This is a genomic window from Acidibrevibacterium sp. (genome assembly GCF_049965395.1).
Lineage (GTDB): Bacteria > Pseudomonadota > Alphaproteobacteria > Acetobacterales > Acetobacteraceae > Acidibrevibacterium > Acidibrevibacterium fodinaquatile.
In genome coordinates, this window is record NZ_JBMFWJ010000028.1 from 22,239 (window position 1) to 35,862 (window position 13,624).

The following is a 13,624-nucleotide window of genomic DNA, read 5'->3' on the forward strand; positions in this document are numbered from 1 at the left end:
GAGATGCGGTTTGTCGTAGGAGTGGAACGATAGATCACGGCAAACCGCGTCAAATCAATCTGTGATCCCGCGCCGCGGAGATGGCTGCTCCGAAAAACGGGGGGAAGTCTTTTTGCTTCTTTTTCTTCAGAAAAAGAAGAGTCTTATTTGATTTTTTATTTCGGAGCGGGTGATATGGATCCGAGCCTGATCGCGATCCTTGGTTTCGTGGCTTTATTTCTCTTGATGCTGCTGCGTGTGCCGGTTGGCATCGCGATGGGGGCGGTCGGGGTGGGCGGGTTCGGATGCGTCGCGGGGTTTGTGCCGGCGCTGAAGCTGCTTGCGCAATCGCCGATCCGGACCGCGACCGATGCCGGGTTTGCGGTCATCCCCTTATTTCTCCTGATGGGCGCGATTGCCTCCGAATCCGGCATGAGCACCGAATTGTTCAAGGCGGCGCATCGCTTTCTCGGCCATCGCCGGGGCGGGCTGGGCATGGCGACGATTGCCGCCTGCGCCGGGTTCGCCGCCATCTCTGGCTCCTCGGTTGCGACCGCAGCGACGTTTTCCGCCGTCGCCTATCCTGAGATGCGGCGCTTTCATTACCCGCAGAGTTTTGCCGCCGGTGTTATCGCCGCGGGTGGCACGCTCGGCGCTATCCTGCCGCCCTCGATCGTGCTTGCGGTCTATAGTCTGATCACCCAGCAGGATGTCGGCAAGCTTTATATCGCTGGCGTCCTGCCAGGGTTGCTCGCGATCGCGATGTATCTGGTGACGATTTTCCTGATCGGCGCACTTCGCCCCGGGTTTTTGCCGACCACGCCGCGCGCCAGCTGGGCCGAACGGCTGGCGGCGCTGCGTGGGGTCTGGGCGATAAGTCTTTTGTTCCTGTTCGTCGTTGGCGGGCTCTATGGTGGGATGTTCACCGCGACAGAAGCGGCGAGCATGGGCGCCGGCGGGGCGTTCCTCATCGCCATCTTCCGCCGCCGGCTTTCAGCGCCGCAGCTCATGCAGTGTCTCGTGCGCGCGGTGCGCACCAGTGCTGCGATCTTCACCATCCTCATCGGAGCCCTGCTGTTCGGCTATTTCCTGACCGTGACCCAAACCCCGCAGCATCTGACGGCGGCGCTGGCCGGGCTCGGGATCGGGCGATACGGCATTCTCGCGCTGATCATGCTAATGTATCTCGGCCTCGGCTGCGTGATGGACGCGATGGCGATGGTCATTCTCACCATCCCGATCGTGTTTCCGCTGATCACCGCGCTCGGCTTCGATCCGATCTGGTTCGGCGTCATCATCGTCATGACGGTCGAACTCGGTCTTATTCATCCCCCTGTCGGGATGAACGTGTTCGTGATCAAAAGCGTGATCGGCGAGGTCGGCATCGCGACGATTTTCGCCGGCGTCATCCCGTTCGTGATCACCGACATCGTCCGGCTTTGCATCTTGATCGTGTTTCCCGCCATTTCCACCTGGCTTCCCAATCAGATGTAGCCGGGCGCGGCTCAGAACCCGAGGCGCGCGCGGATTTCGGCTGGTGTGAGGCCGAGGGTACGCAAGCCCGCGGCGCCCGCAGATTTGGCGAGTCGCACGCCGCTAGCATCACGGATCAGGCGGTGGTGGGCATAATCCGGCGTGTCCCAGCCCATCAGCGCCTGTAACAGGCGATGGAGATCGGTCGCTGCGCGCAGATCCTCGCCGCGTGTCACCAGAGTCACGCCCTGGATGGCGTCATCATGGGTTACCGCGAGGTGGTAGCTCGCTGGGCACTCTTTCCGCCCGAGCACAACGTCGCCGAAGCGTTCGGGATGGCAGAGGACGCGGCCGTGGCCGGCTTCGTGATAGTGGAGCGGGGGGCAGGCGGCGAGCGCTCCGGCCATGTCGAGGCGCAAGGCGTGCGGCGTGCCGGTGGCGAGAAGTGCTTGCCGTTGCTCGGCAGAGCGCGCGCGGCAGGTGCCGGGATAGAGCGGCGCGCCGTCCGGCGTCTGGCCGCGGCTTGCGCCGGCGATGTCGGCGCGGGTGCAAAAACAGGGATAAAGCAGCCCACGCGCCGCGAGCGCCGCGAGCGCTGCGCGATACGCGTCGAAATGCGCCGATTGCACGCGGGGAGGCTCGTCCCAGACGAGGCCGAGCCAAGCGAGGTCATCGAGAATCGCCTGTGTGAATTCCGGCCGGCAGCGGGTTTCGTCGATATCCTCGATGCGGAGCAGAAATCGCCCGCCCGCCGCGCGCGCCTGGCGTTCGGCAAAAAGCGCGGCGTAAGCATGGCCGAGATGGAGCGGGCCGGTGGGCGAGGGGGCGAAGCGGGTCGTGATCATGTGCGATGATAGTTCCATGACGGCGCTGCCCGCGGGGTTGCGGCGCCGCGCCGGCTCTGCGATAAGGGGGGCGAGACTTCGCGGCGCACAAGTGCTGGCGGGCCGGACGAGGAAGTTCCCCCAGGGATTGCGCGCTACCCGAGCAGGAGCGGCATTTGCCCCGAGACGGATGGGATCTCTCGCCGAATCTGAACGCCCTCGCGTGGCAAGGGCGGCGGCCGCTCTTCAAACGAAGGTTCCTGGGGCTTCGACCGGGGCGGTGATGAACGATCTCCAGACGCTGGTTCTGAACGCCGATTTCCGCCCGCTCTCGCGGTTTCCGCTTTCTTCCTGGCACTGGAAAGACGCCGTCAGCGCCCTGGTTTTGCAACGGGTCAATCTGGTCGCCGAATATGACGATATCATCCGCTCGCCGAGCCGCGCGATGCGGGTGCCGAGTGTCGTCGCCCTCAAACGCTATCTCCATCTCGACGGCTACCCCGCCTTCACCCGCTTCAACATTTATTGCCGTGACCGCTGGCGCTGCCAATACTGCGCCGAGGAATTTGCTTCGAGCGAACTCACCTTCGATCATGTCGTGCCGCGCTCGCGCGGCGGGCGGACGACGTGGGAGAATGTCGTCACCGCCTGTTCGCGCTGCAATCTCGGCAAGGCCAACCGCACCCCGCGCGAGGCCGGGATGCATCTGCTCCGCCGCCCCTACCGGCCGAGCCGGCGCGAACTCGCCCACGCCGCCGCCCCGCTCGCGCGCGAGCAGGTGCATCATACGTGGGTCGATTTTCTCTACTGGGATTCCGAGCTGGAAGAGTAACGCGCTCACTCCTCGGGCCGGCGCGCCAGCACTTCGCGCTTGCCGACATGGTTGGCGGCGCTGACGATGCCTTCTTTCTCCATCTGCTCGATCAGCTTGGCGGCGCGGTTATAGCCGATCTGGAGATGGCGCTGGATGAAGGAGGTCGAGGCCTTGCCCTCGCGCGCGACGAGATCGACCGCTTGGTCGAAAAGGCTCATCTCGCCATCGCCGCTGCCGAGCCCGCCCAATCCGCCGCCGCTCCCGCCGGCATCCCCTTCCTCGGCTTCGGTCACTTCTTCGAGATAGGCCGGCTCGCCCTGGCTTCTGAGGAAGGCGACGACATCCTCGACCTCGCGATCGGTGACGAAGGGGCCATGGGTGCGGGTGATGCGCCCGCCGCCCATCATGTAGAGCATGTCGCCCTGGCCGAGGAGCTGCTCGGCCCCCTGTTCGCCGAGAATGGTGCGGCTGTCGAATTTGCTGATCACCTGGAAGCTGATCCGGGTCGGGAAATTGGCTTTGATGGTGCCGGTGATGACATCGACCGAGGGCCGCTGGGTTGCCATGATGACATGAATGCCGGCGGCGCGCGCCATCTGGGCAAGGCGCTGGACCGCCGCTTCGATCTCCTTGCCGGCGACCATCATGAGGTCTGCCATCTCATCGATGACGACGACGATGAAGGGCAGCGGCTCGAGCGCCAGCGGCTGATCCTCATAAACGGCGCGGCCGGTTTCGGCGTCGAACCCGGTCTGCACTCGCCGCGTCACCACCTCGCCACGCTCGCGCGCTTCCGCGACCCGCTCGTTATAGCCGCCGATATTGCGCACCCCGAGCTGGCTCATGGCGCGATAGCGGCGTTCCATCTCGCGCACCGTCCATTTCAGCGCCGTCACCGCCTTCGCCGGCTCCGTCACCACCGGCGCCATCAGGTGTGGAATACCCTGATAGACCGAGAGTTCGAGCATCTTGGGGTCGATCATGATCAGCCGGCATTGATCGGGCGAGAGGCGATAGAGCAGGCTCAGGATCATCGCGTTGACGCCGACCGATTTGCCCGAGCCGGTGGTGCCGGCGATCAGCAGATGCGGCATGCGCGCAAGATCGGCGATCACCGGCGCGCCACTGATATCCTTGCCGAGCGCAAGCGAAAGGCGCCCCGGCTGCTTGTGCCAGGCGTCGCTGGCCAGCAATTCGCTGAGATAAACCGTCTCGCGCACGGCGTTGGGCACTTCGATGCCGATGACATTGCGCCCGGGCACGGTCGCGATGCGCACCGCGATCACCGAGAGGCTGCGTGCGATATCGTCGGCAAGGCCGATCACGCGGGCGCTGCGGATACCGGGCGCCGGTTCCAGCTCATAGAGTGTCACCACCGGCCCTGGCCGGATGTCGCGAATCGTGCCTTGGACGCCGTAATCGGCGAGCACGCTTTCTAAAAGCCGAGCATTGGCTTCGAGCGCATCGGCGCCGGGGCCAACGGCGGCGCGCGCCGGCGCCGGCTTGAGGAGGCTGAGCGAGGGGAATTGCCAGCCGGATTGAGGGAGCGGCAGGGTTTCTTGCCGCGGCGCTGGCGCAGGTCGGCGCGGCGGCGCAATGACGCGGGCGCGCGGCTGCGTTTGCTCAGCGAGGGGCGGCGCGGAGACGGTGGGCGGCGCCGCCGCTTGGGCGGCGCCGGCGAAACTTTCCGGCGGCGGGGTGAGCAGGTCGCGCCCAAGAATCGGCGCAAGCCGCGCCTTGGCCTGCCGCCACACGCGAGCGACCCAACCAGCCCCGCTGCGCCCATGGCGGACGCCGCCGCCGGCAAGTCGAACCACGCCACCACCGGCTGCCCGCCATTCCTCGAAAGAGAGGCCGAAGCCGAGCAAAACGAGGCTTGCCGCAAGAGCACTTCCGAGCGCGACGACGATGACCGCGCCGAGTGTGCCGAGCAGGCCGCGACCGGCAGCGAGCGCGGTCGCGGCGACGATACCGCCGATGGCGCCGCCGAGCCCGGCCGGGCTCGGCCAGGCAGCCGGCAGCGGGATGGCGGCGAGAAGCCCGGCCAGCACCGGCAACGCCACGATCAAGGCCGCGAGCCGTAGCGGCGCCACCGCGAGACCGCGATGCGCCGCCAGCCGCCAGGCCCAGGCGAGCAGGGCCAGCGCCGGCAGCGCCCCGGCGAGGCCGAGGAATTGCAGCAATAGATCGGCAAGGATCGCCCCGAAGGGCCCCGCGAGATTATGCACAGCAACCCGCGCCGCGGTGTCGAGCGAAGGGTCGTCCGGGGCATAGGAGGCGAGCGCGACCAGCAGCGTGACACCGGCGAGCGCGAGGGCCAGGCCGCTGAGTTCGCCGAGCCGCCGGCCGATCAGCCCTTGCAGCCGCGGCGTCGTGAGACGCTCGCCCGCGCGCGCCCGCCCCGATCGGTCGGGCTTGCGGGCGTCGCGCCCGAGGAGTTCACGCGGCGAGGCGGTGGTGGCCATGACCAGGAATCCTTGAGATCATCAGGCAATACTACACCAGAACCGATTGGAGGAAAATCACCTTCCCCAAAGGCACACGCGGCTTCCGCGGCGGGGGAGGGGCTCCATTCCGGCCAGTTCGATCCCGCACTGCTGGCCGTGCTGGCCGCCGCCCCGGGCGTGTTTCAAGCCGCCTTCGCGAGTCAATAAAGAAGAATGTTTCTTTTTTAAAAAAATAAGCAAAAACTTTTTTCTATTGCGGCAGTGCCTACGGCGCTGTCGCTCCGAGGAACCAGGACAAAAGTCTTTTTGCTTCTTTTTCTTCAGAAAAAGAAGATTTTTGTAAAATTTATTGATTGAGGCTTCAGATGCGGTAACCCCGGCAGGCGATTTTTTCCCCTTGCTCGTTTGCTGCGCCGCAACTAAAACCGTTCCCGGGTCACGCCCCCCCACCGGGGCGCTTCTCTTCTGCAAGGGAGAGCCAGAGATGGCACAGCACGCCTCCAAGCCGGCATTGCGCCCGGCCAACCCGCATTTTTCCTCCGGCCCCTGCGCCAAGCGCCCGGGCTATTCGATCGCCGCCTTGGAAGGGGCGATGCTTGGGCGGAGCCACCGCGCGAAATTGCCGAAGGCCCGTCTGGCTGAGGTCATCACCCGTTCGCGGGCGCTGCTCGGCATGCCGGAAGATTGGCGGCTCGGCATCGTTCCTGCGTCCGATACCGGCGCCGTGGAACTCGCGCTCTGGTCGCTGCTGGGTGCCCGCCCGGTCGACGTTCTTGCTTTCGAGAGTTTTTCCGAAGGCTGGGCCAATGATATCGTCAAGCAGCTCAAGCTTCGTGACGCCCGCGTGCTGGCCGCCCCTTATGGCGAGCTGCCCGATCTCGCCGCAGTTGATCCCACCCATGACGTGGTGTTCACCTGGAACGGCACCACTTCGGGGGTTCGCGTTCCCGATGCCGATTGGATCGCCGCCGATCGTGAAGGGCTCGCGATTTGTGACGCGACCTCGGCGGCGTTCGCGATGCGGCTCGCTTGGGACAAGCTCGATGTCGTCACCTGGTCATGGCAGAAAGTGCTCGGCGGCGAAGGCGCGCATGGCATGCTGGCGCTCTCGCCGCGTGCGGTCGCGCGGCTCGAGACCTATCAGCCGCCCTGGCCGCTGCCGAAGATTTTCCGCCTCACCAAAGGCGGAAAACTGATCGAGGGGGTGTTTCAGGGTGAGACCATCAATACCCCGAGCATGCTCGGGGTCGAGGATGCGCTCGATGGGTTGCGTTGGGCCGAGCGGATCGGCGGTCTGCCCGCCTTGATCGCCCGCGCCGAGGCCAGTCTTGCCACTGTCGCCGCCTGGGTCGAGGGTAGCCATTGGGCGGAATTCCTCGCCCGCGATGCGCGCACCCGCTCATGCACCTCGATTTGTCTCGCAATCAAGGCGCCGTGGTTCCGGGCGCTTGCGCCGGCGGCACAGGCCGAGGCAGCGAAGAAAATCGCCACCCTCCTCGAAGTCGAAGGGGTTGCTTTTGATATCGCAAGCTATCGCGACGCACCGCCGGGGTTGCGCATCTGGGCCGGGGCGACGGTGGAACCGAGTGACATCGCGGCGCTTCTGCCTTGGCTCGACTGGGCCGAGGCCGCGATCAGCGCCCAATACGCCAACGCCGCCGCGGAGTGACCGAGATGCCGAAAATCCTGATCAGCGATAAGCTTTCGCCCGCCGCCGTCGATATTTTCCGCGCCCGTGGTTTCGAGGTCGATCTCCGCCCAGGGCTTACGCCTAGCGAATTGCGCGCCATCATCGCGCCCTATGACGGGCTTGCGATCCGCTCGGCGACCAAGGTCACCAAGGAGTTGCTCGAGGCCGCGACCAATCTGAAAGTGGTTGGCCGCGCCGGGATTGGCGTTGACAATGTTGATGTCAAGGCGGCGACGGCGCGCGGCGTCGTGGTGATGAACACCCCCAATGGCAACGCGATCACCACCGCCGAGCACGCAATCGCGCTGATGTTCGCGCTCGCCCGCCAGATCCCCGAGGCGACGCAATCGACCAAGGCGGGAAAGTGGGAAAAGAACCGCTTCATGGGCGTCGAGCTGTTCGCCAAAACCCTCGGGCTGATCGGCTGCGGCAATATCGGCTCGATCGTCGCCGACCGCGCGATCGGCCTCAAGATGAAGGTGATCGCCTATGATCCCTTCTTGAGCGAGGAGCGGGCGCTCGCGCTCGGGGTCGAGAAGGTTGTGCTCGCCGATCTGCTCGCGCGCGCCGATATCATCACGCTGCACACCCCGCTTACCGAGGAGACGCGCGACATTCTCTCGCGCACCGCTCTCGCCAAAACCAAGCGTGGCGTGCGCATCATCAATTGCGCGCGCGGCGGCCTGATCGACGAGGCGGCGCTTTATGACGCGCTCCGCGCAGGCCATGTCGCCGGCGCCGCGCTTGACGTGTTTGCGGTCGAGCCGGCGACGGAAAATCCACTTTTCGCTCTCGAGAACGTCGTCTGCACGCCGCATCTTGGCGCCGCGACCACGGAGGCGCAGGAGAATGTCGCGCTGCAGGTTGCAGAACAGATGAGCGATTTCCTGCTTACCGGGGCTGTTACCAACGCGATCAACATGCCCTCGGTCTCGGCCGAGGATGCACCGCGGCTCAAGCCCTATATGGAACTTTGCCGCCAACTCGGCGCTTTCGCCGGCCAGCTCACGCAGGCGCGCGAAGGGGTCTTGCGCCGTATCACCATCGAGTATGAGGGGCAGGCGGCAGCGCTCAATCATAAGCCGCTGACCGCGGCGGCGCTGGCGGGGCTGCTCTCGCCGATGTTTGCTGGCGTCAACATGGTGAACGCGCCGGTGCTGGCGCGCGAGCGCGGCCTCGATATCGCCGAGACGGTGCTCGATCGGCCGAGCGAATATCAGACCTTGGTGCGGGTCACGGTCGAGACCGATGAGCATGAGCGGAGCGTCGCCGGCACCCTGTTCGCCGGCGCCAAGCCGCGGCTCGTCGAAATCAAGGGCATCCAGGTCGAGGCGGATTTCTCGCCGCACATGCTTTATGTCACGAACGAGGACCGGCCCGGCTTCATCGGCCGCTTCGGCGCCTTGCTTGCCGAGGCCGGGATCAATATCGCGACTTTCCATCTCGGCCGCGCCCGCGCCGGCGGCGATGCGATCTGCCTGGTTTCGGTTGATGAGGATGTTCCGGAGCCGGTTCTGGACGCGGTGCGCCGGCTGCCGCTGGTGCGCCAGGCGGCGACGCTCGAATTCTGAGCGTCGCCACCCCCGATCGCGGGGATGTTATCGCTGGCGGCGGTCGGATTTTGCGGGCCGAGATATGATATGGCACGCTGTTGTTTCTTTTGCGCTCTGGGGTCCGCCGCATGACCGTACGCCACCCCCGCTTTCGCCGCTGGCATGCCGCCGCCCTTGCCGCGGGGTCGATCGCCGCTTTCGCCTTTGGCATCGGCATGATGGCGCGCGAGCCGGCCGCGCGTGCGGCGCCGCCGCCCGCTCCTTTCGCGGTGCCGGTGGTGACGGCGCAAGCCGCGGTGGCAGACGTGCCGGAGGAGCTGGTCGGCATCGGCAATGTCCAGGCGCTTTATGCGGTTACCGTCCGGGCCCAGGTGACGGGTTATCTGCAGAGCGTCAACGTCGCCGAGGGCCAGATGGTCAAAAAGGGCGATCTCCTGGCGGTGATCGATCCACGGCCGTTTCAGGCGGCGCTCGATCAGGCGCGCGCGGCAAAAGCCCGCGACGAGGCCAATCTCGTTGCCGCCGAACGTGATTTCGAGCGCTACAAAGTGCTCGCCAAGCACGAATTCCAGTCCTGGCAGAATGTCGATGACCAGCAGGGGACGGTCGGCGCGCTGCGCGCCTCTATCCAGGCTGACGAGGCGGCGATCGAGCAGGCGGCGCTCAATCTTTCCTTTGCTCACATCACATCGCCGGTCGATGGCCGTGTCGGCTTGCGGATGATCGATCCGGGCAATCTGATCACCGCGAACCAGTCCGGCGGGCTGATCAGCGTGACGCAGGTCCAGCCGATTACCGCCGTTTTCACCTTGCCGGAGACTAATCTGCCGCGGGTGATGGATGCGCTGGCGCGCGGGCCAGTGCCGGTGCGGGCCTATAGCTCGGATGGCCATCACTTGCTGTCATCGGGCGTGCTGCTCACCCCGGACAACCAGATCGACACCACCACCGGGACGATCAAGCTCAAGGCCCAGTTTGCCAATGCCGATAATCATCTCTGGCCCGGCCAATACATTACCGCGCGCGTCGAGATCGGTGTTCTGAAAAATGTTGTCACTGTGCCGGAGGTCGCCGTCGAGCGCGGTGCCGATGGCTTATTCGTCTTCGTCGTCAAGCCCAATCAGACGGCGACGGTGCGCAAGGTCGCCGAGGCGCTGGAGCGGGACGGCGTCGCGGTGATCACAAAGGGGTTGAGTGCGGGGGAGACGGTGGTGGTGAACGGGCAGTCGCGGCTGGCTGAGGGCATGCCGGTTGCGGTGCACGCGGCGAGCGCCGAGGGTGCGGCCGGGCGCGAAGGCGGTTGATGGGATGAGCATTTCGACCCCCTTCATCCGCCGCCCGATCGGCACTTCGCTCCTGATGGCGGCGCTGCTTTTGGTCGGCATCGCCGCCTATCCGTTCTTGCCGGTGGCGCCCCTTCCCAATATCGATTTTCCGACCATCGCCGTCACCGCGCAATTCCCCGGCGCCAGCCCCGAGACCATGGCAGCGACAGTTGCAACGCCGCTTGAGCAGCAATTCGCCAATGTTCCTGGCATCAGCCAGATGACTTCGATCAGCGTACTCGGCTACACTCAAATCATTTTGCAATTCGATCTCAACCGCAACATCGACGGCGCCGCCGGCGATGTGCAGGCGGCGATCAATGCGGCTGGCGGGCAATTGCCGAAGAATCTGCCAAGCCCCCCCACATACAATAAAGTTAATCCTTCCGATTCGCCGATTCTAATCATGGCGATGCAATCCGATACGCTGCCGATCACGGTGGTCGATGACTATGCCGAGAACGTGGTCTCGCAGCAGCTCTCACAGATTTCCGGTGTCGCGCAGGTGCTGGTCGCGGGGCAGCAGAAACCGGCGGTGCGAGTGCAGATCGATCCCGCCAAGCTCGCGGCGATGGGCATGACGCTTGAGGACGTGCGTTCGGCGCTGACCGAGACCACCGTCGATAACCCGAAGGGCAGCATCGACGGGCCGAAACGCTCCTTCACCCTCTACGATAATGACCAGCTCACCAAAGCGGCAGAATATCAGAAGGTCATCGTCACCTATCGCAACGGCGCGCCGGTCAGGGTGCGCGATATCGGCTCGGCGATCGACGGCGCGCAGAACCGGGAACTGGCGGCGTGGCAGAACGGCAAGCGCGGCATCCTTTTGGTGATTTTCAAGCAGCCCGGCGCCAATGTCATCGACACCGTCGAACGCGTCAAAGCCAAGCTGCCGGTTTTGGAACGGGCATTTCCACCCTCGATCCATCTCTATACCCTCGTCGATCGTACCCAGACCATCCGCGCCTCCGTCGAAGACGTCGAATTTACCTTGATGCTCTCCGTCGCCTTGGTGGTGATGGTAGTATTTTTGTTTCTCCGCACGCTCTGGGCGACGATCATCCCAAGTGTTGCTATCCCGCTTGCGATCATCTGCACGTTCGGCGCGATGTACGTGCTCGGCTATAGCCTCGATAATCTCTCGCTGATGGCGCTCACCATCGCGGTTGGCTTCGTCGTCGATGACGCCATTGTGATGCTGGAAAATGTGTTCCGCCACATCGAAGACGGCATGCGCCCGATGGAGGCAGCTCTGGTCGGCGCCGGGGAGATTGGGTTTACCATTGTTTCGATCAGCCTCTCGTTGGTTGCCGTCTTCATCCCGCTTTTGTTCATGGGCGGTATTATTGGCCGTTTATTTCGCGAATTTGCCGTCACCTTGTCCTTGGCGGTGTTGGTTTCGGGTGTGGTATCCCTCACCCTGACGCCGATGATGTGTTCGCGTTTTCTCCGCCATGAAACGCGTCATGGCGTGTTTTACAATGCGATGGAACGCGTGTTCGAGGCGATGGTGGCGTTTTACGAACGTACGCTTGCGGTGGCACTTCGTTTCCGGTTTTTCACGCTGCTCACTTTCCTAGTCACCGTCGCCATCACCGGCTATCTTTACATCATTATTCCAAAAGGATTTTTCCCGCAGCAGGATACTGGCCTGATTATCGGCATGGCGGATGGGGCGCAGGATGTGTCCTTCGATGAGATGTATCGCCGGCAGGAAGCGATCAATCAGGTGGTGCTTGGCGACCCCAATATCGCGGCGTTCGCGGCCTTCGTTGGCGGCGGCGCCGGTGGTCAGACGGTGAGTACCAGTCGCACCTATATCATGCTTAAGCCGTGGGGCGAGCGCAAACTCAACGCACAACAGGTGATTGAGGAATTACGCCCCAAGCTTGCCGCCGTGCCAGGCGTGCGGCTTTATCTACAAGCGGCGCAGGATATCCGGGTGGGCGGGCGACTGTCGCGCACCATGTATGAATACACGCTCCAGGATCCCGATCTTGGCGAGCTTTACCGATGGGCGCCGCAGGTTCTCGCTCGTCTGAAAAAAATTCCACAGTTGCGCGATGTCGCGACCGATCAGCAGATGGCGGGCACGACCGCAACCCTGGTCATCGACCGCGATAAGGCGGCGATGTACGGCGTTGAGCCGCAACAGATCGATGACATTCTCTATGACGCCTTCGGCCAGCGGGAGGTGACACAGTATTTCACCCAGCTCAATTACTACTATGTCGTGCTTGAAGTGCCGCCGCAGCTCGAGGGCAGGCCGGACACGCTCGATCTCCTCTACGCCAAGGGCAGCAATGGCCAGGTGGTGCCGCTTTCGACCTTCGTGCATTATGACACCGCGAAGATCGCGCCGCTTTCGGTGAGCCACCAGAGTCTGTTCCCCTCGGTGACGATCTCCTTCAACCTCGCCCCCGGGGCGGCGCTGGGTGATGCCGTCAAGGCGATCGCCGCTGCCGAGGCCGAACTCGGCGTGCCGGCGACCGTGCAAGGCAGTTTTCAGGGCACCGCGCAGGCATTCCAAGCCTCGCTCTCGAGTCAGCCTTATCTGGTCGCCGCTGCGCTGATCGCCGTCTATATCATCCTCGGCGTGCTCTATGAGAGCTATATCCTGCCGTTGACCATTCTCTCGACACTCCCCTCGGCGGGGGTTGGCGCGCTGGTCGCACTGATGTTGACGCATAACGATCTTTCGGTGATCGCCATCATCGGGATCATTCTGCTGATCGGCATCGTCAAGAAGAACGGCATCATGATGGTCGATTTCGCGATCCATGCCGAGCGCGAGGGGGGGCTCGCGCCGGTAGAGGCGATCAGGCAGGCCTGTCTCCTGCGCTTTCGTCCGATTCTGATGACGACGATGGCGGCCTTGCTCGGCGGCTTGCCGCTGATGCTCGAAGGTGGCGCCGGCGCCGAACTCCGCCGCCCACTGGGTGTCACCATGGTCGGCGGGCTGCTCTTGAGCCAGATTCTGACCCTGTATACCACGCCGGTGGTCTATCTCTATCTCGATCGCCTACAGCACTGGCTCGCCCCGGCGCGGCAGCGCAAACCCTCGCGTCTGGCGGAAAAGCTCGGCTCCGCGGCGGATTGAACGCCCCGCCGGCTCAGGCGGCGGCGGTTCATCTCAAAAATTGACATTTGCTTAATTAACGCTTGAAGTCGCGCTTGCGTGTACGGCAAAGTGCTGACGTTAATTATTTGTCAATGTTATCGCGATCGCTGCCAGGCAATCACGACAACGCCACCACGCAAACCAACGGGAAAACTACACATGCATCGCATGGCTTCCAGAATGATGATCGCGAGTGTCGCGGGCTATTTGGCGTTGGCGGCGGGCGCGCAGGCCTCCACGCTGACCGGCAGCATCAATTTGAGCGATGGCACCGACTCGCTTCAGATCGGCGATGCGACGGTTTCGGGGATCTCGTGTTCCTTCAAGGGGAGCAGTTGCTCTAGCAATATTGGCGAAATGCTCGCGGTGACCTCCTCGCCGGGAGGGTATGCCGG

The 13,624-nt window shown here is 64.0% G+C and carries 10 protein-coding genes; 7 read left to right on the plus strand and 3 right to left on the minus strand.

The features are described 5' to 3' along the window. The first annotated feature begins 174 nt into the window (after positions 1–174). Positions 175–1,473: a TRAP transporter large permease gene (locus tag ACP5M5_RS09680; RefSeq protein WP_427936929.1), complete on the plus strand. Its 1,299-nt coding sequence runs from the start codon at positions 175–177 to the stop codon at positions 1,471–1,473. 11 nt (positions 1,474–1,484) lie between these two features. Here ACP5M5_RS09680 and gluQRS read toward each other — a convergent pair whose 3' ends face one another. Then, positions 1,485–2,297 carry a tRNA glutamyl-Q(34) synthetase GluQRS gene (gene gluQRS, locus ACP5M5_RS09685; protein WP_427936931.1) on the minus strand — a complete coding sequence of 271 codons (813 nt, stop codon included), beginning with the start codon at positions 2,295–2,297 and terminating at the stop codon, positions 1,485–1,487. Between the two features lie 262 nt (positions 2,298–2,559). On the opposite strand from gluQRS, the gene ACP5M5_RS09690 reads away from it, so the two are divergent. Then, positions 2,560–3,108 carry an HNH endonuclease gene (locus ACP5M5_RS09690; RefSeq protein ID WP_427936932.1) on the plus strand — a complete coding sequence of 183 codons (549 nt, stop codon included), beginning with the start codon at positions 2,560–2,562 and terminating at the stop codon, positions 3,106–3,108. Positions 3,109–3,113: 5 nt separating this feature from the next. Here ACP5M5_RS09690 and ACP5M5_RS09695 read toward each other — a convergent pair whose 3' ends face one another. Both ACP5M5_RS09695 and ACP5M5_RS09700 read right to left on the minus strand, forming a co-directional pair. Next, entirely contained in the window at positions 3,114–5,555 is a 2,442-nt protein-coding gene (locus ACP5M5_RS09695) for a DNA translocase FtsK 4TM domain-containing protein (RefSeq protein ID WP_427936934.1), read from the minus strand. 57 nt (positions 5,556–5,612) lie between these two features. Beyond that, entirely contained in the window at positions 5,613–5,987 is a 375-nt protein-coding gene (locus tag ACP5M5_RS09700) for a hypothetical protein (RefSeq protein WP_427936935.1), read from the minus strand. Positions 5,988–6,021: 34 nt separating this feature from the next. Here ACP5M5_RS09700 and ACP5M5_RS09705 point away from each other — a divergent pair, with 34 nt between their 5' ends. The 5 genes from ACP5M5_RS09705 to ACP5M5_RS09725 all read left to right on the plus strand — a co-directional run. Further along, the gene (locus tag ACP5M5_RS09705) at positions 6,022–7,206 is read left to right on the plus strand and encodes a phosphoserine transaminase (RefSeq protein WP_427936936.1); all 1,185 of its coding nucleotides are present in this window, start codon (positions 6,022–6,024) and stop codon (positions 7,204–7,206) included. 5 nt (positions 7,207–7,211) lie between these two features. Next, entirely contained in the window at positions 7,212–8,798 is a 1,587-nt protein-coding gene (gene serA / locus ACP5M5_RS09710) for a phosphoglycerate dehydrogenase (RefSeq protein ID WP_427936937.1), read from the plus strand. Between the two features lie 110 nt (positions 8,799–8,908). Then, a complete protein-coding gene (locus tag ACP5M5_RS09715) occupies positions 8,909–10,084 on the plus strand; it encodes an efflux RND transporter periplasmic adaptor subunit (RefSeq protein WP_427936938.1) in 1,176 nt (391 codons plus the stop codon). Between the two features lie 4 nt (positions 10,085–10,088). Then, positions 10,089–13,208: a multidrug efflux RND transporter permease subunit gene (locus ACP5M5_RS09720; protein WP_427936939.1), complete on the plus strand. Its 3,120-nt coding sequence runs from the start codon at positions 10,089–10,091 to the stop codon at positions 13,206–13,208. Positions 13,209–13,388: 180 nt separating this feature from the next. Continuing rightward, positions 13,389–13,624: hypothetical protein (locus tag ACP5M5_RS09725; protein ID WP_427936940.1), on the plus strand; the 236-nt coding region annotated here is incomplete at its 3' end.

What these genes read in the sequence shown, in the direction of transcription:
- ACP5M5_RS09715 (WP_427936938.1), top strand. Translation starts at nt 8,909, where the DNA reads ATGACCGTACGCCACCCCCGCTTTCGCCGCTGGCATGCCGCCGCCCTT.
- serA (WP_427936937.1), top strand. Translation starts at nt 7,212, where the DNA reads ATGCCGAAAATCCTGATCAGCGATAAGCTTTCGCCCGCCGCCGTCGAT.
- ACP5M5_RS09720 (WP_427936939.1), top strand. Translation starts at nt 10,089, where the DNA reads ATGAGCATTTCGACCCCCTTCATCCGCCGCCCGATCGGCACTTCGCTC.
- gluQRS (WP_427936931.1), bottom strand. Translation starts at nt 2,297, where the DNA reads ATGATCACGACCCGCTTCGCCCCCTCGCCCACCGGCCCGCTCCATCTC.
- ACP5M5_RS09695 (WP_427936934.1), bottom strand. Translation starts at nt 5,555, where the DNA reads ATGGCCACCACCGCCTCGCCGCGTGAACTCCTCGGGCGCGACGCCCGC.
- ACP5M5_RS09680 (WP_427936929.1), top strand. Translation starts at nt 175, where the DNA reads ATGGATCCGAGCCTGATCGCGATCCTTGGTTTCGTGGCTTTATTTCTC.
- ACP5M5_RS09690 (WP_427936932.1), top strand. Translation starts at nt 2,560, where the DNA reads ATGAACGATCTCCAGACGCTGGTTCTGAACGCCGATTTCCGCCCGCTC.
- ACP5M5_RS09705 (WP_427936936.1), top strand. Translation starts at nt 6,022, where the DNA reads ATGGCACAGCACGCCTCCAAGCCGGCATTGCGCCCGGCCAACCCGCAT.